This window comes from Acidovorax sp. GW821-FHT11A03, assembly GCF_058809075.1.
The window spans coordinates 452,315-478,283 of sequence record NZ_JBXASG010000003.1 but is presented as its reverse complement, the minus strand read 5'-3'; the positions used below and the strand labels follow the sequence as shown (position 1 = coordinate 478,283).

The 25,969-nt window shown below is 70.2% G+C and carries 25 protein-coding genes; 13 read left to right on the top strand and 12 right to left on the bottom strand.

Features of this window, described 5'->3' with window-relative positions:
* Positions 1 to 35: 35 nt before the first annotated feature.
* Positions 36 to 1,016, top strand: coding sequence for a Bug family tripartite tricarboxylate transporter substrate binding protein (locus tag AC1RVY_RS09480; RefSeq protein ID WP_492806370.1), 981 nt, complete (start codon positions 36 to 38; stop codon positions 1,014 to 1,016).
* A 128-nt stretch (positions 1,017 to 1,144) separates the two neighbouring features.
* On the opposite strand, the gene AC1RVY_RS09475 is transcribed toward AC1RVY_RS09480, so the two are convergent.
* Positions 1,145 to 1,444: a hypothetical protein gene (locus AC1RVY_RS09475; protein ID WP_369642224.1), complete on the bottom strand. Its 300-nt coding sequence runs from the start codon at positions 1,442 to 1,444 to the stop codon at positions 1,145 to 1,147.
* Between the two features lie 211 nt (positions 1,445 to 1,655).
* On the opposite strand from AC1RVY_RS09475, the gene AC1RVY_RS09470 reads away from it, so the two are divergent.
* Positions 1,656 to 4,013, top strand: a complete 2,358-nt coding sequence (locus AC1RVY_RS09470; protein WP_369643889.1) for a DNA polymerase II — start codon at positions 1,656 to 1,658, stop codon at positions 4,011 to 4,013.
* A 107-nt stretch (positions 4,014 to 4,120) separates the two neighbouring features.
* On the opposite strand, the gene AC1RVY_RS09465 is transcribed toward AC1RVY_RS09470, so the two are convergent.
* Positions 4,121 to 5,608, bottom strand: coding sequence for a carotenoid oxygenase family protein (locus AC1RVY_RS09465; protein ID WP_492806368.1), 1,488 nt, complete (start codon positions 5,606 to 5,608; stop codon positions 4,121 to 4,123).
* A gap of 116 nt (positions 5,609 to 5,724) precedes the next feature.
* Positions 5,725 to 7,347: a serine hydrolase domain-containing protein gene (locus AC1RVY_RS09460; RefSeq protein ID WP_492806366.1), complete on the bottom strand. Its 1,623-nt coding sequence runs from the start codon at positions 7,345 to 7,347 to the stop codon at positions 5,725 to 5,727.
* Between the two features lie 220 nt (positions 7,348 to 7,567).
* Here AC1RVY_RS09460 and serB point away from each other — a divergent pair, with 220 nt between their 5' ends.
* The 5 genes from serB (at position 7,568) to AC1RVY_RS09435 (ending at position 12,649) form a co-directional block, all read left to right on the top strand.
* Positions 7,568 to 8,281, top strand: a complete 714-nt coding sequence (serB, locus tag AC1RVY_RS09455; protein WP_492806365.1) for a phosphoserine phosphatase SerB — start codon at positions 7,568 to 7,570, stop codon at positions 8,279 to 8,281.
* Positions 8,282 to 8,313: 32 nt separating this feature from the next.
* The gene (locus AC1RVY_RS09450; RefSeq protein WP_218294203.1) at positions 8,314 to 8,910 is read left to right on the top strand and encodes a redoxin domain-containing protein; all 597 of its coding nucleotides are present in this window, start codon (positions 8,314 to 8,316) and stop codon (positions 8,908 to 8,910) included.
* A 158-nt stretch (positions 8,911 to 9,068) separates the two neighbouring features.
* Positions 9,069 to 9,533 (top strand): (2Fe-2S)-binding protein, encoded by a 465-nt coding sequence (locus tag AC1RVY_RS09445; RefSeq protein ID WP_218294202.1) that lies wholly within the window; start codon positions 9,069 to 9,071, stop codon positions 9,531 to 9,533.
* Complete coding sequence (locus AC1RVY_RS09440) at positions 9,530 to 11,629, top strand: xanthine dehydrogenase family protein molybdopterin-binding subunit (protein WP_492806364.1); 2,100 nt, start codon at positions 9,530 to 9,532, stop codon at positions 11,627 to 11,629. The genes AC1RVY_RS09445 and AC1RVY_RS09440 overlap by 4 nt, the downstream gene beginning before the upstream one ends.
* 24 nt (positions 11,630 to 11,653) lie before the next feature.
* Entirely contained in the window at positions 11,654 to 12,649 is a 996-nt protein-coding gene (locus tag AC1RVY_RS09435; protein WP_218340837.1) for a helix-turn-helix transcriptional regulator, read from the top strand.
* A 76-nt stretch (positions 12,650 to 12,725) separates the two neighbouring features.
* Here the strand turns inward: AC1RVY_RS09435 and AC1RVY_RS09430 are convergent, their stop codons facing one another.
* Positions 12,726 to 13,220 carry an RrF2 family transcriptional regulator gene (locus AC1RVY_RS09430; protein ID WP_218340836.1) on the bottom strand — a complete coding sequence of 165 codons (495 nt, stop codon included), beginning with the start codon at positions 13,218 to 13,220 and terminating at the stop codon, positions 12,726 to 12,728.
* A gap of 90 nt (positions 13,221 to 13,310) precedes the next feature.
* On the opposite strand from AC1RVY_RS09430, the gene ytfE reads away from it, so the two are divergent.
* Positions 13,311 to 14,060, top strand: a complete 750-nt coding sequence (ytfE, locus tag AC1RVY_RS09425; protein ID WP_218340835.1) for an iron-sulfur cluster repair protein YtfE — start codon at positions 13,311 to 13,313, stop codon at positions 14,058 to 14,060.
* 17 nt (positions 14,061 to 14,077) lie between these two features.
* The gene (locus AC1RVY_RS09420) at positions 14,078 to 14,530 is read left to right on the top strand and encodes a group III truncated hemoglobin (RefSeq protein WP_218340834.1); all 453 of its coding nucleotides are present in this window, start codon (positions 14,078 to 14,080) and stop codon (positions 14,528 to 14,530) included.
* Between the two features lie 51 nt (positions 14,531 to 14,581).
* Here AC1RVY_RS09420 and AC1RVY_RS09415 read toward each other — a convergent pair whose 3' ends face one another.
* The 4 genes from AC1RVY_RS09415 to AC1RVY_RS09400 form a co-directional block, all read right to left on the bottom strand.
* Positions 14,582 to 14,755, bottom strand: coding sequence for a LiaI-LiaF-like domain-containing protein (locus AC1RVY_RS09415; protein WP_218294196.1), 174 nt, complete (start codon positions 14,753 to 14,755; stop codon positions 14,582 to 14,584).
* A gap of 111 nt (positions 14,756 to 14,866) precedes the next feature.
* A complete protein-coding gene (locus AC1RVY_RS09410; RefSeq protein WP_492246222.1) occupies positions 14,867 to 15,088 on the bottom strand; it encodes a DUF3820 family protein in 222 nt (73 codons plus the stop codon).
* Between the two features lie 35 nt (positions 15,089 to 15,123).
* Complete coding sequence (locus AC1RVY_RS09405; protein ID WP_218340832.1) at positions 15,124 to 15,486, bottom strand: translation initiation factor Sui1; 363 nt, start codon at positions 15,484 to 15,486, stop codon at positions 15,124 to 15,126.
* Positions 15,483 to 15,953: a DUF2721 domain-containing protein gene (locus tag AC1RVY_RS09400; RefSeq protein ID WP_218294192.1), complete on the bottom strand. Its 471-nt coding sequence runs from the start codon at positions 15,951 to 15,953 to the stop codon at positions 15,483 to 15,485. The genes AC1RVY_RS09405 and AC1RVY_RS09400 overlap by 4 nt, the downstream gene beginning before the upstream one ends.
* A gap of 210 nt (positions 15,954 to 16,163) precedes the next feature.
* Between AC1RVY_RS09400 and AC1RVY_RS09395 the strand changes: the two genes are divergently transcribed.
* Entirely contained in the window at positions 16,164 to 17,420 is a 1,257-nt protein-coding gene (locus AC1RVY_RS09395; protein ID WP_369642215.1) for a DEAD/DEAH box helicase, read from the top strand.
* A gap of 58 nt (positions 17,421 to 17,478) precedes the next feature.
* On the opposite strand, the gene AC1RVY_RS09390 is transcribed toward AC1RVY_RS09395, so the two are convergent.
* Positions 17,479 to 17,832, bottom strand: a complete 354-nt coding sequence (locus AC1RVY_RS09390; RefSeq protein WP_492806361.1) for a DUF6172 family protein — start codon at positions 17,830 to 17,832, stop codon at positions 17,479 to 17,481.
* An 89-nt stretch (positions 17,833 to 17,921) separates the two neighbouring features.
* Between AC1RVY_RS09390 and AC1RVY_RS09385 the strand changes: the two genes are divergently transcribed.
* Positions 17,922 to 19,208 carry a sensor domain-containing diguanylate cyclase gene (locus tag AC1RVY_RS09385; RefSeq protein WP_218294189.1) on the top strand — a complete coding sequence of 429 codons (1,287 nt, stop codon included), beginning with the start codon at positions 17,922 to 17,924 and terminating at the stop codon, positions 19,206 to 19,208.
* Positions 19,209 to 19,244: 36 nt separating this feature from the next.
* Here AC1RVY_RS09385 and AC1RVY_RS09380 read toward each other — a convergent pair whose 3' ends face one another.
* Both AC1RVY_RS09380 and AC1RVY_RS09375 read right to left on the bottom strand, forming a co-directional pair.
* Positions 19,245 to 19,448: a hypothetical protein gene (locus AC1RVY_RS09380; RefSeq protein ID WP_218294188.1), complete on the bottom strand. Its 204-nt coding sequence runs from the start codon at positions 19,446 to 19,448 to the stop codon at positions 19,245 to 19,247.
* Positions 19,449 to 19,463: 15 nt separating this feature from the next.
* Entirely contained in the window at positions 19,464 to 21,119 is a 1,656-nt protein-coding gene (locus AC1RVY_RS09375; protein ID WP_255591399.1) for a methyl-accepting chemotaxis protein, read from the bottom strand.
* Positions 21,120 to 21,506: 387 nt separating this feature from the next.
* On the opposite strand from AC1RVY_RS09375, the gene AC1RVY_RS09370 reads away from it, so the two are divergent.
* Both AC1RVY_RS09370 and AC1RVY_RS09365 read left to right on the top strand, forming a co-directional pair.
* Positions 21,507 to 23,042 carry a CYTH and CHAD domain-containing protein gene (locus AC1RVY_RS09370; protein WP_492806360.1) on the top strand — a complete coding sequence of 512 codons (1,536 nt, stop codon included), beginning with the start codon at positions 21,507 to 21,509 and terminating at the stop codon, positions 23,040 to 23,042.
* A gap of 82 nt (positions 23,043 to 23,124) precedes the next feature.
* Complete coding sequence (locus AC1RVY_RS09365; protein WP_492806359.1) at positions 23,125 to 23,811, top strand: 3'-5' exonuclease; 687 nt, start codon at positions 23,125 to 23,127, stop codon at positions 23,809 to 23,811.
* Positions 23,812 to 23,874: 63 nt separating this feature from the next.
* Here the strand turns inward: AC1RVY_RS09365 and AC1RVY_RS09360 are convergent, their stop codons facing one another.
* Positions 23,875 to 25,938, bottom strand: coding sequence for an oxidoreductase (locus AC1RVY_RS09360; protein WP_492806549.1), 2,064 nt, complete (start codon positions 25,936 to 25,938; stop codon positions 23,875 to 23,877).
* Positions 25,939 to 25,969: the final 31 nt, after the last annotated feature.

The window sequence follows — 25,969 nt, the reverse complement described above, 5'->3', positions numbered from 1 at the left end:
TGGCGTGCTGTCCGTCCACCCTTGGGAGCTGTTCCATGCAATTTCGACGTCTTGCCCCGGCCCTGGCCTGTACCGTTCTTTCGCTGTATTGCACAGCCTCTGCCTGGGCCCAGGGCACCTACCCTGACCGCCCCGTCAAGGTCATCGTGGCGCTTCCCGCGGGCGGCAGCGCCGACATGATCGCGCGCGTGGTCACGCAGAAGATGGCGGCCGAGCTGGGCCAGCCCTTCGTGGTGGACAACAAGGCCGGCGCATCCGGGCAGATCGGCACGCCGCTGGTCTCGCGCGCCGCGCCCGATGGCTACACGCTGATGGTCTCGCCGGCGTCCTTCCTCACCACCAACAAGAGCATCTTCAAGACCCTGCCCTACGACCCCGAAGCCGACTTCGTGCCCGTCACCAAGTTCGTGAACCAGCCCATGGTGCTGGTGGTCAAGGACAAGCAGAAATTCCCCACCGTGGCCGCCGTGCTGGCCGCCGCCAAGGCCGCGCCGGGCAAGCTGACCTACGCCTCGTCGGGCGACGGCAGCCCGCAGCACCTGGCGGGGCTGATGTTCACCACCCGCACCAAAACCGACCTGCTGCACGTGCCCTACAAGGGCGGCGCCCCGGCCATCAACGACGCCCTGGCCGGCACGGTGGACATGCTGTTCGCGGTGCTGCCCGAGGCGCTGCCGCACATCCAGTCGGGCAAGCTGCATGCGCTGGGCCTGATGGCTTCGCAGCGCACCGCCACCCTGCCGCAGACGCCCACCATGGCCGAAGCGGGCGCGCCGGAGATGAACCTCTCGGCCTGGGTGAGCCTGCTGGCACCGGCCAAGACGCCCCAGCCCGTCATCGACCGGCTGCAGCGCGCCGCGCACGCCGCCCTGGCCGACCCTGACACCAAGGCCAAGCTCGCCGCCAGCGGCATGGAAGTGGCGCCGGGCACCGGCCAGCAGCTCAAGGACGCGATCACGCAGGAGATCAAGGTCCATGCCGAGCTGGTGAAGGCGGCGGGGCTGGTGCCGCAGTAGGCCGCCGCCCTGGCGGACCTCCCACCCCGAAAGGCCTGCACCATCCCCGAAGAATCGCCCCACACCCATGGATCTGGCACTCTGCGGGCCTGCCGGGCTTCGGCAACCCCGTCAGCGCGGTGGGGCGGTCAGGGCTCGCGCAGCAACCGGGCATAGCGCCACAGCCCCCAGGCCACGCCCACGGCCAGGCCGATGGCCACGCTCCAGCCCACCGGGACACCGACTGCGAAGGCCAGCAGCAGCATCAGGCCCGCACTCACCAGCGAGATCAGCACCAGCGTCACGAAGTCGAAGTGCGCCACCGCCAGCGTGTCCTCGGCCACGCCGCGCTCCCGGCTTCCGCGCCTGTCGCGCTGGGACCGGAACAGCAGCACATCGACCACGAACTCGAAAAAGCCAACAACAATATCGACCAGGAAACTGAACATCGGAATGCTCCGTGCTTGCAGGGGCTGCCATCGTAGCGCCGGGCACCGCCGGCAAAGGCCCCACTCCGGGCCGGTGAATCAAGGCGCCAGCGCCACACCGGGTGAGCGTGGCGGGGCAACGGCATCCGCCCGCTGCTTCGGCGAGAATCAGCACCCCGACGATCCTCCCACCCCCTTGCGTGCCTTCTGCCTGCCCGTGGCCTCCATCCCCATGAAGGGCTTCATCCTCACGCGCCACTGGCGGGACACACCGGCGGGCACCGAGATCGAGTACTGGCTGGCGACGGATGCCGGGCCGCTGAAGGTGCTGCTGACCGGCCAGACCTCGGTGGCCTTCGTCGAGGCGCGGCACCGGGGCACGGTGGACGCGCAGCTCCTGGCCCTGCCGGACGTGGAGCTGCGCGCGCTCGACCTCAAGAGCTTTCAGCAGGAGCCCGTGATCGGGGTCTACGCCAGGCACTTTCGGCAGCTGGGGCGCCTGGCGCGCTCGCTGCAGCAGCTGGGCATCTCCCTGCTCGAAGCCGATGTGCGCCCGCACGAGCGCTACCTGATGGAACGCTTCATCACCGCTGGCGTGCTGGTGGAAGGCGGGCGCACCGAAAACGGCGCCCGCGTGGACTGCAGGCTGCTGCCCGCGCCCGACTACCGGCCCACGCTGAAGGTCGTGTCGCTGGACATCGAGACCAGCCAGCACCAGGCGCTGTACTCCATCGCGCTCGACGGCATGGCCGAGCGCGTGGTGTACATGCTGGGCGAGCCGCCCTCCGCGCCCACGGAGCCCCCGGGCTTTGCGCTCGTCTACTGCCCCACCCGCCAAGCGATGATCGAGCAGCTCAACGACTGGTTCGAGCGCAACGACCCGGACGTGGTCATCGGCTGGAACGTGATCCAGTTCGACCTGCATGTGCTGCAAAAGACCGCCGACGAGTGCGCCACGCCGCTGCTGCCGGGCCGCGAGCGCCGGCCCATTGCCTGGCGCACGCACCCGGGCAAGCAGGGCTACCTCTTCGCGCCCATGCCCGGGCGGGTGGTCATCGACGGCATCGAGGCGCTGCGTGCGGCCGTGTGGAGCTTTGCGTCGTTCAGCCTCGAAAACGTTTCGCAGCAACTGCTCGGCGAGGGCAAGGAGATCGGGGACGAGTACGACAAGATGGCCGAGATCGAGCGGCGCTACCAGCACGACAAGCCCGCGCTGGCCACCTACAACATCCGCGACTGCGAGCTGGTGCTGCGCATCTTCGAGAAGGCCCGGCTGCTGCAGTTCGTGATGGAGCGGGCCCACACCACCGGCCTGCAGATGGACCACTTCGGCGGCTCCATCGCCGCGTTCAGCCACCACTATCTGCCGCGCATGCACCGCCTGGGGTACGTGGCCCCGAATGTGGGCGAGATCCAGGGCAAGTCCTCGCCCGGCGGCTACGTGATGGACTCCCGGCCCGGCTTCTACGACTCCGTGGTGGTGCTGGACTACAAGAGCCTGTACCCCTCGATCATCCGCACCTTCCTCGTCGACCCGGTGGGGTATGTGGAGGGCCTGCACGCCAGCGACGCGGCGCCGCTGATCCGGGGCCCGCTGGGCACGCGCTTCTCGCGCGACAGGCACTGCCTGCCGGAGATCGTCACCACCCTCTGGCGCGCGCGCGACGAGGCCAAGCGCGCGAAGAACGAGCCCCTGTCCCAGGCGCTGAAGCTGGTGATGAACTCGTTCGCCGGCGTGCTCGGTGCGTCGGAATGCCGCTTCTTCAACCCGCAGGTGATCTCGGCGATCACCCTGCGCGGCCATGCGATGGTGAAAGCCACCCGCGACTTCGTGGAGCAGCGCGGCTACGAGGCCATCTACGGCGATACCGACTCCATCTTCATCTGGCTCAGGCGCACCCACACCAACGCCGAGGCGCACGCCGTGGCCGCAGGGCTGGTCAAGGACATCAACGCCTGGTGGACGCGCACCCTGCGCGAAGAGCAGGGCCTTGAGAACTACCTCGAGATCGAGTTCGACACGCACTACAGGAAGTTCTTCATGCCCACCATCCGCGGATCGGACGTGGGCAGCAAGAAGCGCTACGCCGGCCTGAGCGTGGACGTGGAGGGCAAGGAGGAGATGGTCTACCGCGGCCTGGAGATGGCCCGCAGCGACTGGACGCCCCTGGCCCGGCAGTTCCAGGAAGGGCTGCTCTCGCGCGTGTTCCAGGGCATGCCCTACCGGGACTTCGTGGCCGGCTACGCGCAGGCCACCCTGGCCGGCGGCAAGGACGACCTGCTCGTCTACCGCAAGCGCCTGCGCCACCGCCTGGACGCCTACGTGGCCAACGTCCCGCCACAGGTGCGTGCCGCCCGCATGGCCGACGAATACAACGCCCGCAGGGGCCGGCCCCAGCAGTACCAGAGCGGCGGCTGGATCCGCTACGTCATGACCCGCAACGGGCCGGAGCCGCTGGAGGCGCGCCGTTCCCCCATCGACTACGGGCACTACCTCACCAAGCAGATCCAGCCGATCGCGGACGCCATCCTGCAGCCGCTGGGCGAGAGTTTCTCCCACCTGACCTCGGCCCAGCAGGACCTGTTCTAGCGCCAGCCACCTGGCTCGGCAAGGCGGGCCCAGGGCAAGGCACAAACCGCCGGGCGCACCGCTGCTACCGGCGCGGTGCGGTTGCGGTGCAGGTGAAGACGCTCATCTCAGGCCCGCTTCCACGCCGCATGGAAGCCGAACGGCACCACCTGCGGCAGGTGCAGCGTGGCCAGGCAGTGCATGCTGGCCGGGTCGACCACGCCGATCACCGTGCCGGTGTCGTCCTCGGCCAGCGTGGGCACCAGCAGCACGCCGTCGTCCTCGGCGCTGGAGCCGGGGCGGTCCACGAACAGGGGTTCCATCTGCACGGCGGCCTCGCGCTGCCAGATGCCGGCGATGCGGCCGCCGTCCAGGTCCAGCTTCACGGTACGGTCGAACATGGGCGCCTTGCCTTCGGGGTCGAAGCCCGCGAACCAGGCGTGGCGGGACTGCTTCCGGCCCCAGTAGGCGCCATGCACGGCGGGCAGCTCCACGCTGGCGCCTTCCACCAGCGTCCGGGGCTGCGCATGGCTGCGGCCGGGCTCCAGCCGGTAGCGCTGCACGCGGTGCTGCACGCCCACCGGCACCCCGGCGCGCAGGCGCTCCAGACGCAGGGCGCTGAAGATCTCGGGGCCATCGGTGGTGCACAGGTCCAGCACCAGCACGGGTGCGCCACGGCCGTCGGGGCTGGGCTCGTCCCAGGCCTGCACGGCATGAAAACCGGTCATCGCCGGCACGGCCCAGCTGCGCACGCTGCCGTCGATGAGCGAGATGGCGTCGATGCGCGAGCCCAGGGACTGGTTCCACGCAAAGCTGTCGATGAAACCCCTGCCCGACAGCGCCAGCTTGATCGCGTTGAGCCGCATGGCCGGCTGCCACACGATGGCGTGGGTGGGCGTCATCGCAAACGCATGCAGGTAGCCGGCCTGGCGCACGGACCAGCGCGCCAGCACCTCGCGCCGCCGGCTGCCCTGGACGATCTTGAACAGCTTGTAGGTGCACTGGGGGCCCACCTCCAGCCCCACGTTCCAGTAGGCGCCCTGCGCATCCGTCATGCCATGGGCCGACATCACGTGGATCACCTCGGCATCGTCGTACACGATGCGCCCCGTGGTGGCCAGCGTGTCGGGGTCGAAGCTGGTGAGCAGCGGCGTCTCGGTCTGCGCCACCCATTGCGAGCCGATGCGCGCCATCACCACCGCCCCGTTGTCCGTCACCTTGGGGTGGCGCAGGCGGCGCAAGCGTGTGAAGAAGCCCGCCGGGTCCGGCGTGCCAAAGGCCGCACGCGCCGGCTTGCGCGCCGCCAGGCTTTCGCGCAGGTCGTCGGTCTGCAGGTAGCGGCTGCGGTAGGTGGCACTGGCCCCGCCCATGTCCCCCGGGGCCAGCCGTACCCGGTGCAGCATGGCCAGGCCATCGAACCAGTGTTCGTAGCTGCCGTGCGGCAGGTCCCACAGCGCCGGGCCGTTGAGCAGCAGGCTGCCGCCGATGAGCCATGGGGGAATCTGGCCGCGGATCTCGACCGGGGCGTCGGACATTTCGCGGGCGATGGATTGGAGGCCGCGCAGGCGGCCCAGGGGGCTGGATGGCGCTGGTGCTGCGGACTGGGCGAGGGTCATGGGCTTCTGGTCAAAATGGCTGTTCAGGCGTCTTGGCACGGGTGTGCGTCCATCATGTCCCAAACCGGGCCAAGGCTGCAGTGGAAATTTACCCAGGGAACTCGCACATGCCGCCCCTACCCGGCAGCCCGCCCCCGCACCTGCCCCCTGACCCCCCAGTTGTTCTCCAGCCCCACGTTCACCGCCTTCCCGCCATCCTCGAATTTCAGCATGATGACGGTGACCTCCCCATCGGCCACCGAGCGCGAGATGAGCTGGAAGCTCTGCGCATCGAGCCAGTGGCCCTTGATGGCGATGACCCTGTCGGGGCCCTGCGGGGCGGTGCGGTACAGGCCGTCCAGGCCCAGGGGGCCGGCCACGGGCTCGCGCGGCAGCTCCGGACGGCCGGGATCGAACGTGACTTCATAGCGCGGATTGGCGGGGGTCAGGTCCAGCACCAGGCGCTGGATGCCCAGGGGGTTGCGCTCCAGCACCCAGGCCTTGCGCGAGACGGTGGCGGCCAGCTCGGGGGTGGTGGCCGGGCTGGTGCTGGGCTTTTCCACCCCGGCGTCGCGGATGCGCGCGGCCAGCTGCTCCTGCGCGGCGCTGTCGGCGGGCAGCGGCTCGTGCGAGCGGGCCGCCGCAATGATCTGGTCGAGGAACGGAGGCAGCGGGTAGTTGCGCCGGCCCGTGACCGCCACGACCACGTCCAGGTCGGGCAGCACCACGATGAGCTGGCGGTTGAAGCCGGCCGTGAAGTAGGCGCGCCTGGACGGGATGCTCCACCAGCCGTTGGCGTACCTGAAGGCAGGCGCGGCGCTGCCGAAACCCATGTCCACCACCGGATTGAAGACCTGCTCCACCCAGGCGGCGGGCAGCAGCTGGCGGCCGTTCCACTGGCCCCGGCGCAGGTAAAGGTACCCGATGCGCGCCATGTCGCGCGGGTGCAGGTACAGGCCCCAGCCGCCCATTTCGATGCCCTGCGGGTCCTTGCGCCAGCGCACGTCGGTGATGCCCAGGGGGCCGAACAGGCGCTTTTGCGCATAGGCCAGGGTGCTGCCGCCGGTCTTGTGCGCGAGGATGGCCGAGAGCAGGTGGGTGTTGCCGGTGTTGTAGTTGAAGCCCGCGCCAGGCGCCTGGGCCATGGGCCGGTCAAGCACGAAGCCCTGCCAGTCGCGCGCGCGGGCCAGCTGCAGCATGGTCTCGGGCACGGCGTCGCTCAGCGGCTCGATCCAGTGCAGGCCCGAGGTCATGTCCAGCAGGTGGCCCAGGGTCATGGCCTTCTTGGCGGCATCGGCGCTGGCGACCTGGCGGCCTTCGAAGAAGTCGAGCACGGGTACGTCGCGCGAGGCGATCAGCCCGTCCTGGATGGCCATGCCGGTGAGCGTGGCGACGATGCCCTTGGTGGTGGAGTTGACGGCGTGCTGGAGCCCCTCGCGGTAGGGGGCGTAGAAGGCTTCGGCCACGAGGGTGCCGTGGCGCGTGACGAGCAGGCTGTCCATGCCCTGCGCGGCGCCGTAGCCGATGAGCCTGGCCAGCGCCGCGGAATCCATGCCCTGGGCCTCGGGCGTGCTTTCGGCCCAGTCGTCGCCCGGCCATGGGGCCACGGCGGGGGCGGCCTGTGGTGCGGGCGCCGCGGCATCTTGCGCGGCCGCCACCGCGAAGGGTGCGGCGGCACCGGCCAGCAGCACGGCCGTGGCCTGCCTGCGGTTGATCGGTGCGGCGCCGGCCTGCCCAGCCGCCCTGCGTCCCCTGTGCATCGCCATCGCCTGCCTCCCTCCGTTGCATGTTGTGCGGGAATCATATGCGCCCGGCCGTGCGCGCTCCGGCCCGCTGTGCGGGGACCGTTGCCGTTTTTCCACGCCGGCATCGCCAGCAGGCGCCGGGCCGATGCGGCCCTGCCCGCCTCCGCCCGAGCCCCGGGGCGCGGGCGATACCATTGCGGGTTCCGATCTCCGCATTTGCCAAGAGCGCCCCGCCATGAAAAACGCCACCGAATTCGCCCCCGGCCTTGTTGTCCAGGGCATCGAACCCCCGCTGTCCCTGTCCGCCTACAAACTCATCGCGTTCGACATGGACTCCACCCTCATCAACATCGAGTGCGTGGACGAGATCGCCGATGCCGCCGGCCGCAAGGCCGAGGTGGCCACCATCACCGAAGCCGCCATGCAGGGCATCATCACCGACTACAAGGAAAGCCTGCGCCAGCGCGTGGCCCTGCTCAAAGGCGTGACGGTGCAGCACATGGAGCAGGTGTTCAGCGAGCGCCTGCGCTTCAACCCCGGCGCCCAGGAGCTGATCACCGCCGCCAAGGCCGCGGGCCTGACCACGCTGCTGGTCTCGGGCGGCTTCACCTTCTTTGCCGACCGTGTGAAGGCCGGGCTGGGCATCGACTTCGCCCGCTCCAACATGCTGGAGGTGGACAACGGCCAGCTCACCGGCCGCATGGTGGACCAGGCCTGGGGCGACATCTGCGACGGCGCGGAAAAGCGCCGCACGCTGCTGGAAGTGGCCTCGCTCATGGGCATTGCGCCATCCCAGGCCATCGCCGTGGGCGACGGCGCCAACGACCTGCCCATGATGGATGCCGCGGGCCTGTCGGTGGCCTACCACGCCAAGCCCGCCGTGCGTGCGCAGGCCAAGGTGGCCATCAACCAGGGCGGGCTGGACCGCCTGCTGGAAGTGCTGCGCTGATCCACAGTCCTTCGCCCGCGCATCGCCCCGCCATGCTCCGGTCCTTCTTCGCCCGCGCATGGTTCTCACTGCGCACTGGCTGGAAGCAGCACCTGGCCACCCTCGCGCTGGCGTGGATCGCCGTCGTGGCGGTGGACACCTGGCGCACGCGCGATCTGCCCCGGGGGCCCGCGCCCGATGCATTGCTGGTGATGGCGTCAACCCCCACCGGCGCCACCACCACCCCGCCCGCCGGCACCACCCTGGCGCAATGGCGCGCGCAGCACCCCGGCCAGGCCGTGGCCCTGCATTTCTGGGCCGAATGGTGTGCGGTCTGCAAGCTGGAAGAGCCCGGCATCGCCAGCCTGTCCACCGACTGGCCCCTGCTGGGCGTGGCCATGCAATCGGGCAATGCCGAGCGGGTCGCGCAGGTGCAGCGCCAACGCGGCATGGCCTGGCCCACGGCGGTGGACCCGCAGGGCACGCTCTCGCGCAGCTGGGGCGTGCGCGCCGTGCCCGCGCTGGTGGTCATCGACGCCCAGGGCCAGGTGCGGTTCGCCACCTCGGGCTATACGCCGCAATGGGCGATGCGCCTGCGCCTGTGGTGGGCGCAGACCATGCCGCAGTGGAATGCAATGCTCCCGAAATAATAGCTACCAGCGCTTGAAGAATAAGCGCTAGCGGCCATTTTCATTCATATCCCTGGTGTGGCGAGCCCCTTGCCGCACCGGTCCGTCTGGCGCAGATCTTCAAGACCTGCCGCCCCTGCCTTTGCACACTGGCCTCCATACCACCACCGGAGGCCCGCATGCACATCACCCTGAACCAGCAACACCAGCCCGTGCCGCCCGGCTGGGAGGACGAGCCCCTGCTCTGGCTGCTGCGCGAGCCGCTGGGCCTGGTCGGCACCCGCTTTGGCTGCGGCGTGGGCCAATGTGGCGCCTGCACGGTGCTCATTGACGGGGTGGCGCAGCGCGCCTGCCTGCACACCGCACGCGGGCTGCAGGGGCGCGCCGTCACCACCGTCGAAGGGCTGGCTGCGGGCGACGGCACGCTGCACCCCGTGCAACAGGCCTGGCTGGACCTGCGCGTGCCCCAGTGCGGCTACTGCCAGAGCGGCCAGATCATGGGCGCGGTGGCGCTGCTGCGCGCCACGCCCCGGCCCACCGATGCGCAGATCGACGCCGCCATGTCGGCCCACCTGTGCCGCTGCGGCACCCAGCACCGGGTACGGGCGGCCATCCACCAGGCCGCCCAGGGCACCGCGCCATGAAGCGCCGCCAGTTTCTGGCCGCCGCTGGCGCCGGGGCGCTCACGGTTACGCTGGCGGGCTGCTCGCTGGTGCCGGTGATCCCCCAGCGCCCCACCTCCACCGCCGATGACGCCCTGGGCTGGATACGCCACGAAGGCGGCCGCTACACGCTGTGGCTGCCCAGCACCGAGATGGGCCAGCAGATCAGCGCCGCGCTGCAGGGCCTGGCGGCCCAGGAGCTGGGCGTGCCGCCCGCGCAGGTGCACCTGCGGCTGCCCGCCACCACCGACATCGCCCGCATGCGCGCCACCGTGGGCAGCGCCAGCGTGCAGGATTTCGCCCTGCCGCTGGCACGCGCCTGCGCCACCCTGCGCGAGGCGCTGGCCCAGGGGCGGACCACGGGCACGCTCGGCGCGCGCGACATCCCTGCCAGCGCCCTGCGCAGCCTGCAGCCGCGCGCAGGCGCCCGGCCGCCCGCCGCCCCGGCCCCCGGCCAGCTGCACGCCATCGTCACGGGCCAGCCCCTGTTCGCGGGCGACACGCGCCTGCCCGGGCTGCTGTACGGACGCGTGCTGCGCGCACCGGTGTCGGCCGAGCTGACCTCGCACCCCCGGTCCTTCGACGAGGCCGCCGCGCGCGCCGACCCCGCCTGCGTGGCCGTGCTGCAAAGCCCCCGCCTGCGGCAGATGGGCAGCCGGGGCCTGGGCATCGTGGCGCGCACGCCCGCCGCGCTCGACCGCATCGAGGCCGCGCTGGCCGTGCAATGGGAGGTGGATGGCGCCTTCGGGCAGCCGGCCATCGACGAGCGCATCGACATCGACCAGCACCTGCGCCGTGGCCGCCTGCAGCATGCCGTGCGCCAGGACGACGTGCCCGGGGACACCCTGTGGACGCTGGACCTGCGCATGGACATCCCGCTGGCCGCCCACGCTCCCATCGAGCCCCGCAGCGCCACTGCGCAGTGGATGCCGCAGGAAGGCGAAGGCCCCGCGCTGCGCGTATGGGCCGGGACGCAGGATATGTTCTACATCCGCGACGTGCTCGCCCGCCAGCTCGGCCTGGAGGCGGGGCGCATCGCGGTGCAGGCCTGCCGCGTGGGTGGCGGCTTTGGCGGGCGCACGCTGTGCACGGTGGAGCTGGAAGCCGCCGTGCTCGCCCAGGCGGCGGGCGCGCCGGTCAAGGTGCAATGGAGCCGCGCGCAGGAATTTGCCCAGGGCTTCCAGCGCCCGCCGTCGAGCCACCGCATCCGCGCCCGCGTGCACCAGGGGCGCCTGACCCACTGGTGGCATGCCTTCGCCAGCAGCCACATCCTGTTCACGCCCGCCGCCATGCCGGTGTGGATGCAACGCCTGGCCGACCTGGCGGGCGACAGCGGCGTGGCGCGCGGCGCGCAGTTGCCGTATGGCGTGCCCCGGCAGCGCATCGAATTCACCGCCGCCCGGCTGCCCGTGCACACGGGCCCCTGGCGCGGCCTGGGCGCGGGGCCCAACACCCTGGCCGTGGAAAGCGCCATGGACGAATGCGCGCGCCTCGCGGGGGCCGACCCGCTGGACTGGCGCCTGCGCCACACCTCGGACACGCGCCTTGGCGCCGTGCTGGCGCAAGCCGCCAGCCACGCGCGCTGGGGCGAACGCCCCCGCAGCGACGCCACCACGCTGCGCGGCCGCGGCATCGCGGGCGGTATCTACAAGGGCTTGAGCTACGCCGCCGCCGTGGCCGATGTGGAGGTGCACCGGGGCACGGGCGAGGTGCGCGTGACCGCGATCTGGTGCGCCCACGACTGCGGCCTCGTCCTGCAGCCCGATGGCGTGCGCGCCCAGACCGAGGGCAACCTCGTCTGGTGCCTGGGCATGGTGCTGCTGGAGCAAGTCCCCGTGGCGCGTTCGGGCGTGGCGGCGACCACCTTCGCCGACTATCCGCTGCCGCGCATGGGCGACGTGCCGCCGCTGCACGTGCACCTGGTGGACAGCCGCGAGCCCCCGACGGGCGCCGGCGAGACCGCCATGGTCGCGGGGGCGGGGGCCATCGCCAACGCGCTGCGCGACGCCACCGGCGTGCGATTCACCCGCCTGCCCGTGCGCCGCGCGGACGTGCAACACGCGCTGGCCCCGCGCTAGGCCGCGCGGGCACAATCCGGCCCCATGCAAGACTTCGCCAGCGCCGCCATGGTCCGCCTGCTGGTGCGCGCCATGCACGCGCACGGCCTGGCGCCGCCGCCCGCGCCCCATGGCCTGCACGGCGGTCCCCAGGGCAGCCGCGTGCCCCTGGCCTGCAAGCGCGCGGTGGTGGAAGCCATCCTGCGGCAGGGCGGGCCCGCGATGCTGCTGCGGCTGGCCCAGCGGGTGGACCTGCTGCAAGGCGACCCCGTGCACCGGGCCCTGATGGGCGCCGCCGACATGGCCGCCCTGCTCGCCCGCTGGCAGCGCCTGGAGCGCTACGTCCACTCCCGCCATCAGGTCAGCGTGCAGGCCCTGGGCCCAGGGCGCCTGCAGCTGCGCCACCACGCACGCGCTGGCGTGGCCCAGCCGCCCCTGCCCACCGAAAGCCTCGCCGTGCTGGGTGTGCTGCTGGGCGCCGGAAAGGCCCTGGGCGTGCGCGCACTGGGGGTGGAGATGGCGGCGTCCCGCCTGCGATGGGATGCCGATGACCGGCAGGGAGGGGGACTGGCCGGGGACCTGGACGGACGGCTCGCGCAACTCATGGCGCACGGCAGGGTGGACCAGTGGGTGCTGCACTGGCAAGCCAGCGGCGCACGCGCCCCCGAGGCGCCGCCGCCGAGTGCCGCCACCGGCCTGTGCGATCCCCTGCCCTGGCCGCCCCTCGCGCATGCGCTTGCACGCCATGTGCTGCAAGACCCCGCCGCCCCGCACACCGTGGATGCGCTGGCGCGCCAGGCGGGGCTCGCGCGCCGCAGCCTGCAAAGGGCCTTGTCAGGCACCGGCCTGAGCTGCCGCAGCATCGTGGCGGAGGCCCGGGCCCGCGCCGCCGCGCAGTGGCTGCTGCAGGAGCGCCACGGCCTGGCGGAGATCGGTTTTGCCTGCGGCTTCGCGGACCAGCCGCATTTCACGCGCGAATTCGCGCGCCATGTGGGCCTGACCCCCGCCCGCTACCGGCAGGCGTTCGGGGAGCCGGGGTAACCCACCTCGATGACTATGTTTTTAATAGCACCTTGCGCTTGACAGTAAAGCGCCACAGCCCTTTTTCGTTCAGAATTCAATCCCCATCCGGCGCGGCCCGCCGCGCGGCCCCGTTGCGCGGCACAGCCACGGTGGGCAGGGCGCCGAAGCCCAGGGCGGCGGCCTGTGGCGCCATCAGATCCTCCAGCGTCACGCCATCGAGCACCGCCAGGTAGGCCTGCATGGCCTGCCACAGCACGCCCTTGAGGCGGCAATGGCTGCTCAGGCGGCACTGGTTGGTGGCGGGGTCGAAACACTCCACCAGATTGAAATCCGTCTCGGTGGCCCGCACCACCGCGCCAATGTTGATGGTGCCCGCAGGCCGCATCAGCCGCATGCCGCCTCCCCGGCCGCGCGTCGTCTCCAGCAACCCCTGGGCGGACAGCTGCTGCACGATCTTCATCAGGTGGCTGCGCGAGATGCCGTAGCCCTGCGCCACCTCGGTGATGGTCACCGGCTGCTGGCGGCCTTCGGTGGCAGCGCAGTACATGAGCACCCGCAGCGTGTAGTCGGTCCATTGGGTCAGGCGCATGGGATTTGCCCCAGGTCAATTAAAAGATGCATCTACCGAGAATTTTATTGGATAAAATATTCACATCAAATGAATCTTTAAAGGATCGCCATGAACGCCCGCGTTGATCACCTGCAAACCGCCCACCCCGCACACGCGCCCCTCGGCGCGGATCAGCAGATCGGCCAGATTGCCGTGCAGCTGCCCGGCGCCACCGCGGTGTTCCGGCGGCTCAAGCTCGACTTCTGCTGCGGCGGGCAGGTCAGCCTGGCCCATGCCGCCGCCGAGAAGGGGCTGGACGCCCATGCCGTCCTGGCGGAACTGGCGGCCCTGCAGCGCAGCGACGCCTTGCCCGAAGCCGCCTCGCCCGGCGCGCTCATCGACCACATCCTGGCGCGCTACCACGAGGTGCACCGCGCCCAGTTGCCCGAACTGATCCGCATGGCCCGCCGCGTGGAAGCCGTGCACCGCGACAACCCCATGGTGCCTGCCGGGCTGGCCGACCTGCTGGAAGACATGCACGGTGAACTGCTTTCGCACATGGCCAAGGAAGAACAGGTGCTGTTTCCGATGCTCAAGGCCGGGGGCAACCCCTTCGTGGGCCAGCCCATCGGCATGATGCGTGCCGAGCACGTGGACCATGGCGCCGCGCTGGACAAGCTCAACGCCCTGACCAACGACGCCACGCCGCCCCAGGGCGCCTGCAACACCTGGCGCGCCCTGTATGCGGGCATCGCCCAGCTGGGTGACGACCTCATCAACCACATCCACCTCGAAAACAACGTGCTGTTTCCGCCGTTCGAGGCAGGTGCGGCGGCCCCCTCGCAGGGTTGCGGTTCGTCGGGCTGCGGGTGCAGCTGAGCGGGAGCCGCACGTCCATGAGCGATCCGGCGGCCACGCCCCCCGGGAAGGCCTCGGCACCCAGCGTGCAGAGCATCACGCAACTGGTGCATGGCTTTTACGCCGATGTGCGGGCCGACCCGCTCCTGGGGCCCGTTTTCGACAAGGCACTGCACGGCCAGTGGGAGAACCACCTGCAGCGGCTTGTCGATTTCTGGAGCACGGTGGCGCTGGGCACGCGCAGCTTCCGCGGCGATGTCTTCGGCAAGCACATGGCGCTGGACGGCGTCACGCCAGCCCACTTCGCCGCCTGGGTGAGGCTGTGGCAGCACCACACGGAGCGCCTGTTCACGCCCGAGGTGGCGGACAGCCTGCAGGTGGCGGCGCATGGCATCGCGCGCAACCTGTTCCGGGGCTATTTCGGCAGCGACCCGGCCTTTGTGCCGCCGCGCGAAGACGACGGGCACGGCCCACGGCGGGCCGGCGGCTGACCCCGCGCGCGGGGCGATGGTCGGTGTTGCGGGTGCCCCGCGAACCCGGCCTTACTTGCCCTTGGTACCGGGCGTAAAGAACAGGGCCACGCCCACCGCGATCAGCGCGACCGGCCACCATACCCGCAGCAACTCGCGCAGGCTGATGCTGATCAGCCCCAGATTGGTCAGCAGAAAAAACACGCCCAGCACGACCAGGACGATCGCCGCAATATTGCCCTTCATGTGCATTCCCTCGGAGTTGTTGGCAGGTAGTGGCCTGATTATGGCGGCGTCCCATGGACCCGCGCCAGGGCATGCAGTGGCCGGGTCATCCGCAGGTCGCCGGCCCGGGAATCAGCGGCCTTGGCCCCGGCGCAACGGTTTGAGCAGGTCCGACAGGCCGTTGTGGTCAATCTCGTGCATCAGCGCCAGCAGCTGCCCCAGCTCGCCTTTGGGGAAACCCTCGCGCGCGAACCAGTTCAGGTAGTTGCCCGGCAGATCGGCCAGCACCGTTCCCTTGTACTTGCCATAGGGCATCTCCAGGGTGACCAGGCGCTGCAGTTTTTCGGGATCCATCGTGGTGCGGTGCCTTCTTTTCGTTTCAGGGGGCCTCAGCCTCCCGCGCGCTTGACCTTGTGGCCCAGCTTCTGGAGGGCGACCATCACGCGCTCCACATGGTCACCCTGCACTTCGATCACACCGTCCTTCACCGTCCCGCCGCTGCCGCAGGCGGCCTTGAGCTGCTTGCCCAGCTGCTCCAGCGCGGCACCGTCCACGAGCACGCCCTTGACCAGCGTCACGGCCTTGCCGCCGCGCCCCTTGGTTTCGCGCGACACGCGCACGATGCCGTCCCCCGTGGGCAGGGGTTTGTTCTGCTGGCAGGTGCACTGCGCCACGGGCTGGCGGCAGCCCGGGCACATGCGGCCGGAGTCGGTGGAATACACCAGGCCGCCCAGGTCGGCAAACGACTTCATGGCTTTTTACCTTCCACCTCTTGCTGCAGCATGTGGAAGTTGAGCAACCGCGTGGCCAGCAGCGTCTCGGTCAGGAAACACACCAGCGCCAGCAAGAACGACGCGACTCCCGCCAGGAAGCCCGCCACCGCCAGCCGGTTGGACTGGAAGTTGGTGGTCTCGCCCAGGAACAGCAGGATGATGGTGGTGCCGATCAGGAACGCGCAGAACGTGAGCAGCCCGATGCACCCGTTGGCCAGCCGCCCGCGCAGCCGCAGATCTGCCAGCTCGCTGTAGGCGCGGGCCAGAAACTCGGGCTCGGTGTTGGCACGGGCGCGGTCTTCCACCACGCGGGCCCGGTCGATGATGCGGGCGAGCCGGCCCGCGACGGCGCCGATCATGCCGGACACGGCCGTGAGCAAAAACACGGGCGCCACCGCCAGCTGGATGCCGTGGGTGATGGCGGAGGAATCAAGGGTAAGGGCCATGGTGCGGGGAAAGACAAGGGAAAAACCGGCGAACCGCCGGTGCCTGATTATCAGGGCGGTGGCCACCCACGGGGCCCGCCGCCAGGCCCGGCACGCCAGCGCGCCGAGGCGGCGCACGGGCCCCGAGGGCAACTGCGGCGACAATCCCCCCATCTTTCCCCGTTCGCGCTGTCGTGCGTCCGCTTTCAACGCCGCTCCAGCGCTGCCTCCATGCCCTTTGCCTCCCTCGGTCTGTCCCCTGCCCTTGTCCACGCTGCCGAAAAGGCGGGTTTCGTGGCGCCCACGCCCATCCAGGCGGGCGCCATTCCAGCCGTCCTGCAAGGCGCTGACCTGCTGGGCGCCGCGCAGACGGGTTCGGGCAAGACGGCCGCTTTCGCCCTGCCCCTGCTGCAGCAGTTGCAACTGGGCGCCACCGGCGGCCCGCGCAGGGTGCGCGCCCTGGTGCTGGTGCCCACGCGCGAGCTGGCCGCCCAGGTGGGCGAGGTGCTGCGCAGCCTGGCCCAGCACCTGCAGCAGCCGCTGAAGATCGCCATCGTGTTCGGCGGCGTGTCGATCAACCCGCAGATGCTGGGGCTGCGCGGCGGCGCCGACATCGTGGTGGCCACGCCGGGCCGCCTGCTGGACCTGGTGGAGCACAACGCGCTGCGGCTGTCCGCCGTGGCGCACCTGGTGCTCGACGAGGCCGACCGCCTGCTGGACCTGGGCTTCGCCGAAGAGCTGGCGCGCGTGCTGGCCCTGCTGCCCGCCCAGCGGCAGAACCTGTTCTTTTCAGCCACCTTTCCCGCCGCCGTGCAGGCGCTGGCCGACGGCCTGCTGAAAAACCCGGTGCGCGTGGAAGTGCCCCACACCCCGGGCAACGAGCCCGCCATCGAGCAGCGCGCCATCGCGGTGGATGCCGCCCGCCGCACCCAGCTGCTGCGGCACCTGGTCAAGGAGCACGGCTGGCCGCGCGTGCTGGTGTTCGTGGCCACGCAGTACGCGGCCGAGCATGTGGCCGAAAAGCTGTACAAGGCCGGCATTTTCGCCAGTCCCTTTCACGGCGGCCTGAGCCAGGGCGCGCGCAAGCAGGTGCTGCAGGAGTTCAAGGACGAACGCTGGCAGGTGGTGGTGACCACCGACCTGGCCGCGCGCGGCATCGACATCGCGCAGCTGCCGGCCGTGGTGAACTACGACCTGCCCCGCTCGGCCGTGGACTATGTGCACCGCATCGGCCGCACGGGCCGCGCGGGCGAGAGCGGTGTGGCCGTGAGCTTCGTGACGGCCGATGCCGAAGCGCACTTCCGGCTCATCGAAAAACGCCAGCACCTGAGCCTACCGCGCGAGCAGATTGCGGGCTTTGAGCCCACCGAGGCCCCCGCACCGGCCTCGGCCGCCGACCCCCAGGGCACCGGCGGCATCAAGGGAAAGCGGCCCAGCAAGAAGGACAAGCTGCGCGCTGCGGCGGCCGCAGACAAAAAAGGCTCCTAGAAGGAGCCTGTCGAACACCCGCGGGGGCTCCTGGCCGCCCGCTCGCCACGGCCCGGGGTCAAGCCCCTTCGCCGGCCTCGTCCATGCCGCCGCCGTCCTGGCCGGACGGGGCCCCGGGCTCGCCCGCGGGCCGGGGCGTGCGCTTGCCGGGCCTGGCGACGATCTCCACATGGAACTGCGGGCCGCCTTCTGCCGCCACTTCGTTGATGAGCCCGGTCAAGGCCGACAGGTGCGCCACGGCGGCGTCTTCCCTGGTCCGGCCGAACTGGCAGTCAAAGTCCCAGAAGTCAGCGCCTTCGGGCAGCTCGCGGCGCCGTTCGCGCTTGATGTACTTGCGGATTTCGTGCTTGACGGCATCCAGAACGCGGTCGCGGTTCTTGCCTTCAACATGGAGTTGGAAAGTTTTTCTCATGGGCGATGGTACCGCCTGTGACAAACATCGATTCCCACCGGCCCACCCCGGTGCCACAATGGGGCATTACCTTTTGTTACGTCACGCCGATGTTCAACGACCTCCGTCTGCTGCAACTGCTGCCAGCGGCTGTACTGGTCACCCAGGGGGGCATCATCCGCTTTGCCAACGCCGCCGGCCTGGATCTCCTGGAGGCACCGGGCCCGGACAGCCTCATCGGCAGGCCCTCGGACGACTTCGTGCATCCCATGGACCGCGTGCGCTCCAACCACCGTGTCCAGCAGGTCACCGTGCCCGGGCAGGGAGGACGGCCCAACAAGCCGTCGGAGTTCCGCATCCGCACGCTGCGGGGCAACCTGCGCATGGTGCTGATCAGCAGCGTGGCGGTGGAGTGGCAGGGCGCCCCCGCCGTGCTGATGTGCGGCCTGGACATGACGCACCAGAGCGAGATCGAGGACCAGCTGCGCGAAAGCGAACAGAACTTCCGCCGCCTGTTCGAGAACATGCAGGACGTGTACTACCGCACGGACGCCAAGGGTGTCGTGCAGCACGTGGGCCCGGGCGTGCGGCGCGTGCTGGGCTATGAGCCCCACGAGATCGAGGGCCGCACCGCCGAGTCGTACTACCCGCACAGCTCCGACCGCGACGCGTTCAAGGCCGCCATCGTGGAAAAAGGCGAGGTGTCGGACTTTCCCGGCCAGATGGTGCGGCGCGACGGGCAGGTGATCGACATCTCCATCAGCAGCCACGCGCTGTACGACCATGCGGGCAACTTCGCGGGCGTGGAGGGCATCTACCGCGACGTGACGCAGCGCAAGAACCTGGAGCGCGAGCTGCAGCGCCTGGCCACCACCGACATGCTGACGGGGATGGCCAACCGCCGCGCGTTCCTGGAATGCGCCGAATCGGTGTACGCGCGCTCGCGCAGCAACGGCGAGCCGCTCGCGCTGCTCATGCTGGACCTGGACCACTTCAAGTCCATCAACGACCGCTTTGGCCACCTGGAGGGCGACCGCGCGCTGGTGGCGTTTGCCCAGGCCGTCAAGAGCCAGCTGCGCGCCAGCGACACGGTGGGCCGGCTGGGGGGCGAGGAGTTTGGCGTGCTGCTGCCGCTGACCGCGCTGGCCGAGGGCATGGAAGTGGCCATGCGCATTCTCCAGAGCATCCGCGCGCTGCGCCTGGCCGACGAGGCGGGCCACGGCTATGGCATCACCGCCAGCCTGGGGCTGGGCGCCTTCCGGCAAAGCGACCGCAGCCTGCGCGACATGCTGGACCGTACCGACCAGGCGCTGTACCTGGCCAAGCACCAGGGGCGCAACCAGATCGCGTCCCTCGACGTGGCCGCCCCGCAAGAGCCGCCACCGGCCCCGCGCTGAGAAGGCGCACCGGGGCAGCGCCCGCCTCCCGGTGCTTCACAGGCGCAGCCGCTCCTGCTGCAGGTTCCACAGGCAGGCGGCGCTTTTGAGCAGCATCTCCATCGCCATCTCCGAACCACTGCTGGACAGCTCCAGGCCGTCGATGACCATGGCCAGCTGCGAAATGGAGTCCTCGGGGCTCGAAGCGCCTCCCGTGCGCGCCACCTCGGCAATGGCAATCAGTACATCGGTCCTGTTCATGGAAAGGGCTCCGTCCTAGCGCGGCACCGTGGCCAGGCGCTTGTGCGCCGCCTGGGGCCGTGGCGGTGCCGCCAGAAGCTGCCGCGCACCGCCCGATGGTTGCGGCGCCGTCCCGTCCACCGCCGCAGCGGCGCCGTCGGGGGCAAGGCGGAACTGGTGGATCACTTCCAGCAGCCGCCGCACCTGGTGCTTCATGCCCGTGGACGCCGACGAGCTGTCATCCACCAGCGCCGCATTTTTCTGCGTCGCGGCGTCAAGCTGGCGCACGGCTTCACCGATCTGCGCGATGCCCCGGGACTGCTCCTGGCCGGCGTCCCGGATCTCGCTGATGAGCTCCACCACCTGATCGACATGCCGCACCGTATTGGCCACGCGCTCGCCCGCCTGGCCGACCAGCGCCGAGCCCCGCTCGACCCCATCCACGCTCGCCGTGATCAGCCCCCGGATTTCGCGCGCCGCCGTGCTGCTGCGCTGCGACAGCCCCCGCACTTCCCCGGCCACGACGGCGAAGCCCCGCCCCTGCTCCCCCGCGCGGGCGGCCTCGACGGCCGCATTGAGGGCCAGCAGGTTGGTCTGGAACGCGATGTCGTCGATCACCTTGATGATGTCCGTGATCTTTTGCGACTGGACATGGATCTCCTGCATGGTGGCGATGACATTGCGCATCACGCTGCCGCCTTCGTTCGCGACCTTGCTGGCCTCCTGCGCCAGGTGGGTGGCGCGGTGGGCGTTGTCGGTGTTGTGCTGCACCGTGATGGTGAGCTGCTCCATGGAGGCAGCCGTCTCCTGCAGATTGGAGGCCTGCGTCTCCGTGCGGCGGGCCAGGTCTTCGGTGCCCCCCGCGATCAGCACGGCCTCCTGCGCCACCGACTCGGTGCTCTCGCGCACTTCGGTGATGACGCGCACCAGCTGCTGGTTCATCTCGCGCAACGCCCCCAGAAGCTCCGCCGTCTCGTCGGCACCGCGCACCTCGATCTGCGCGCTCAGGTCGCCTCCGGCCACCGTCCGCGCCAACGCCACGGCCTGCCGCAGCGGATGCGAGATCGACCGGGTGATGACCCATGCCATCGCCGTGCCCGCCAGCAGCGCCAGCACGGTGGCCGCCAGCATCCACACATGGATGGTTTCGCTCATCTGCCGGGCCGCGCCGAACTCCGCGTCCGCCAGGCTGATCTGCAGCGCCACCAGCTGTTCCACGGCATCCTGCACCTTCGCGGCCTGGGGCCGGATCTGGCTGATGTAGAGCTCGGAGCCATCGTCGTACTTGCCCGCCACCAGCGCCGCGGCCGCGGGAATCAGCCCCTTGTCCAGGTACGCGGCATTGGCCTGCGCGAAGGCCCGGGCCAGCGCCTGCTCCTGCTCGCCGAGGGGTTTGGCGGTGTAGGACTTCCACAGGGCCCGGATCCGCTCCACGTTCGCGGACAGCGCCGCATGGCTTGCCTGCAGATTGCTGGTGCCGGGGTCCATCAGCATGTCCATCACGAGCACGCGGTTGCGTTGGGTCAGGTGGCTGATCTCGGCCAGCACGCCCATGGGCACCGTGCGGTCCCCATACAGCGCCGCGCTGCGCTCCGTCAGGCGCTTGGCGCCACTGATGCCGCCAGCCGCCAGCGCGGAGATCAGCAGCAGAAGCACTGCAAATGCCAGGGCCAGCCTGGTGCCAATTTTCATTTTCTGAAGCATCTGGAATCCTCTTGAATGGCCACCGGAGACGACCCCGGGCACCCAGAAGATACTAATTGTTTCAAATGACAGAACCGTGACCAATCGATAATCCAAGTCGAAAGGGAAGTATTGACACATCCTCCACCGAAGAACAGGGCAATTCGAACACGGATATTCATGGCCACCCTATAATCCGCCGAATTCCCGCCACATCCGGCAGCCAACCGGGAATTCGGTGCAAGGCACGGGTACGCTTGATGCCACCGGGGTCATTCAATAAATTATCATGATGATCATTCTTGGATATTTCCGATTATCTCCACGCATTATTCACCACTGTATTTTCTCTCTGCAAAAATAAAAACACTTCCACGCGCAGGCAAAATAAACCCCATGGAAATCGAATTCAAGTTCTGCATTCCTCCCGAGCGCCTGGCGGCCGTGCAGGCGGCCGCGCGCCGCGGCCCGTGCGCGTCCATCCGCATGGAGGCCCGCTACTTCGACACGCCCGACGGCGCGCTGGCGGCCCGCGGCATCGCGCTGCGGCTGCGCCGCGAAGGCGACCTGTGGGTGCAGACCGTCAAGGCCCTGGGTGACGGCCCCCTGGACCGGGAGGAGCACAACGTGGACCGGGGTCCGGCCCACGCCGCGGGCCCCGCCCCCGAGCCCCACCCCGCACTGCATGCCGGCACCCTGGCGGGCACCCGGCTGCTGCACGCGCTGCAGGGCGCCAGCGGCCCCCTGGCCGAAACCTATGGCACCGCCATGGACCGCGTGACGCGGGACATCGCCTTCAAGGGCGGCGTGGTGGAGCTGGCCCTGGACACCGGGCGGGTCATCGCCCACCGTGGCACGCCGCAGCAGAAAGAGGCGCGCATCTGCGAGCTGGAGCTGGAGCTCAAGACCGGGCCGGTATCAGGCCTGGCGGCCATCGCCGCCCGGTGGGCCACACGGCACGGGCTGTTTCTGAGCACGGTGTCCAAGGCGGAGCGCGGCGAGCGGCTGCTGGCCGCGCAATGGGCCCGGCCCGCCACCAAGGCCGCCCCCCTGCGTGCCAGCGGCCAGCGCAAGCACTTTTTGCAGGGGCGCGGCCTGCAGCGCGTGGTGGTGGCGCACTGCCTCCAGCAGATCCTGGGCAATGCCAGCGAGATCGTGGAAGGCGGGGGCGACGAGGAACATGTGCACCAGCTGCGCATCGGCATCCGCCGGCTGCGCACGGCCTTGCGCGAGTTGGCGCCGTTGGCCCCCGGCGCGTTCGACCCCGCCTGGGAGCCACCGCTGGTGGAGGTGTTCCAGCGCCTGGGCCAGCTGCGCGACCGGGGCCAGGCGCTGCAGGCCATCGTCGCCGACATGCGCGATGCGGGCGCGCCTGCGCTGGAGGTGCGTGCGGCGGCGGACCAGGCTCCCGGCCCCGCCGCCGCCATCATCGTGCGCACGCCCGCGTTCCAGGCGGCACTCATCGCCCTCATGGCGTTCACGGCCCGGGGCCGCGATGACGCGTCGGCGGCCGGGGACCAAGGCCTGGAGGCCCGGGACACCCGCCGCCTGCTGCAAAAGCGATTGCACCGCCTGCACGCCAGGGTGCGCCAGGGGGCCCAGGGCTTTGCAGCCCTGCCGGTGGACGAGCAACACCGCCTGCGCAAGCGCCTCAAGCGCTTGCGCTATCTCACGGAGTTCGTGGCGCCTGCGCTGGACGCCGAAGGGGAATCTTTCCTCGACAGCCTGCAGCCCGCGCTGGCGGCCCTGGGCCGGCTGAACGATGAACGCGTGGCCAGCGTGCTGTATGGCGACATCGCCGCCACCGACCCGAAGGCCTGGTTTGGCGTGGGCTGGCTGGCTGCGCGGCAGGCACTGACCGTGGCGGCCTGCGAAGAGGCCCTGGGCCACATTGCCGAAATGCCCCGCCTGCACACGACAGGCAAGCGCTGAGAGGCCGGCACGCAGGCGGATGCGCCCGACCTCTGGGCGCGGGCACGTCGGGGCTCCAGGGCCCGCACGGCACAATGGGCCCATGACGGCACCACCCCCTCCCCGGCACCCCCACGCTCCTTCGCGCGCCGCCCACCACGCCACCCCCGGCAAAGACCAGATCGCCCTGCTGGAACCCTTCGAGCGCCTGGGCACCGACCGCATCGCCCTCGTCTCCACCCCGGAGCAGGCCGACAAGGCCTGCGATGCCCTGGCGGCGGCCAGCGCGTGGGGGTTCGACACCGAATCCAAGCCCACCTTCGTGCAGGGCGAACAGTCCGACGGGCCGCACATCGTGCAGCTGGCCACGCTCGACACCGCCTGGGTCTTCCAGCTGCACGACCCCGGCTGCCGCGCGCGCGTGGCCGAGCTGCTGGCCCTGCGCGGCGTGACCAAGGCGGGCTTTGGCCTGGGGGACGACACCAAACGCATCCAGCACAAGCTGGGCGTGCAGCCGGCCGATGTGCTGGAACTCAACACCGTGTTCCGCCAGCGCGGCTATCGCAAGGACATGGGTGTGAAGGGCGCGGTGGCCGTGCTGTTCAACCGGCGCTTCATCAAGTCCAAGAAGGCCGCCACCTCGAACTGGGCCAACGCCCGGCTGACGGAGGCCCAGCTGGTCTACGCGGCCAACGATGCGTGGGCCGCGCTGCGGGTGTTCAATGCACTCGAGAGCTCTGCCGCGCAGCGGGGGACATCGGCCGTCGGCCAGACACTATCAAAACAATAGCTGCCAGCGCTTTCCTATCCAGCGCTGGCGGCCTGTTTTGCTTAAAAACTGGCTTCACTCGCCTTACAAGCGCGCCGCCAGCCGCGCCGCCTGGTCGATGGCGCGCTTGGCATCCAGCTCGCCCGCCTCCAGCGCGCCGCCGATGCGGTGCGGCTTGCGGCCCGTGGCCTCCAGCGCCTGCGCCAGGCTGAAAAGGGGCACCTGTCCCGCGCACAGCACCACGGTGTCGCAAGGGATCCAGGTCGGGTCCTCGCGCTTGTCGCCGTAGGACACCAGCAGCCCCTCGTCGGCGATGCGCTCGTAGTTCACGCCGCTCACCATCTGCACTTCTTTCATCTTGAGCGTGGTGCGGTGGATCCAGCCCGTGGTCTTGCCCAGGCCCGCGCCCAGCTTGCCCTTCTTGCGCTGCAGCAGCGTCACCTGCCGCGCGGGGGGCGTGGCGCGCGGGCCCGAGGGGGCCAGGCCACCGCGCGCCTCGGCGGGGTCGGTGATGCCCCACTCGGCCTTCCAGGCCGGCAGGTCGAGCGTGGTGGAAGGGTGCTCGCCATGCGTGAGGTACTCGGCCACGTCAAAGCCGATGCCCCCCGCGCCGATGATGGCCACGCGCTCGCCCACCGGCTTGCCGTGGCGCAGCACGTCGATGTAGCTGAGCACCTTGGCGTGGTCCTGGCCAGGGATCTGCGGGTCGCGCGGCAGCACGCCCGTGGCGATCACCACCTCGTCGAAGCCCTCCAGGTCGCAGGCCTGCACCACGCGGTTCAGGTGCAGCTGCACGCCCGTATCCTCCACCCGCGTGGCCAGGTAGCGCAGCATCTCGTGGAACTCCTCCTTGCCCGGCACCACCTTGGCCATGTTGAGCTGGCCGCCGATGGCGGGCGCGGCGTCGAACAGGTGCACCTCGTGCCCCCGTTCGGCCGCCACCGTGGCCGCCGTCAGGCCGGCGGGCCCGGCGCCCACCACGGCGATGCGCTTGCGTGCGGACGGTGTGGCGATGGGCCGGTAGACCAGTTCCGTCTCGTGGCAGGCGCGCGGGTTCACCAGGCAGCTGCTGGTCTTGTTCTGGAACACATGGTCCAGGCAGGCCTGGTTGCAGGCGATGCAGGTGTTGATGCGGTCGGCCCGGCCCTCTGCCGCCTTCTTCACGAAGGCGGCGTCGGCCAGCAGCGGACGCGCCATCGACACCATGTCGGCGCAGCCATCCGCCAGCACCTGCTCGGCCACCTCGGGCGTGTTGATGCGGTTGGACGTGACCAGCGGCGTGGCAATGCCTGCCGCCGCGAACTCGGCCTTCATCTTCTGCGTGACCCAGGCGAACGCCGCGCGCGGCACGCTGGTGGCAATCGTGGGCACGCGCGCTTCGTGCCAGCCGATGCCGGTATTGACGATGTTCGCGCCACCGGTGGCCACGGCCTTGCCCAAGGTGACGATCTCGTCCCAGGCGCTGCCGCCGGGCACCAGGTCGATCATCGACAGGCGGTAGATGATGATGAAGTCCGGCCCCACGGCCTCGCGCATGCGGGCCAGGATCTCCACCGGCAGGCGCATGCGGTGGCTGTAGTCGCCGCCCCAGGCGTCGCTGCGCAGGTTGGTGGTTTGCGAGAGGAACTGGTTGATGAAGTAGCCCTCCGAGCCCATCACCTCCACGCCGTCGTAGCCTGCCTCGCGCGCCTTCACGGCGCAGTTGACGAACGCGCGGATCTGGCGCTCCACCCCGCGCGCCGACAGCGCGAACGGCGTGAACGGCGAGATGGGCGACTGCAGGCGCGAGGGTGCCACGGCCAGCGGGTGGTAGGCATAGCGGCCGGTGTGCAGGATCTGCAGCGCGATCTTGCCGCCGGCGCCGTGCACCGCGTCGGTCACCACCCGGTGGCGCCGGGCGGCACCCGAGGTCGCCAGCGTGCCCGCGAAGGGCTTGGCCCAGCCCGCGATGTTGGGAGCAAAGCCGCCCGTCACGATCAGTCCCACATCCCCCTCGGCCCGCTCGCGGAAGTACGCCGCCATGCGCGTGAGGTCGCGCCCGTCCTCCAGGCCGGTGTGCATGGAGCCCATCAACACGCGGTTTTTGAGGGTGGTGAAACCCAGGTCAAGCGGCGCGAACAAGTGCGGGTACAAGGCGGCACCGGGCATGGATGCAGCGGCTGCAGGGGCGGCAATGGGG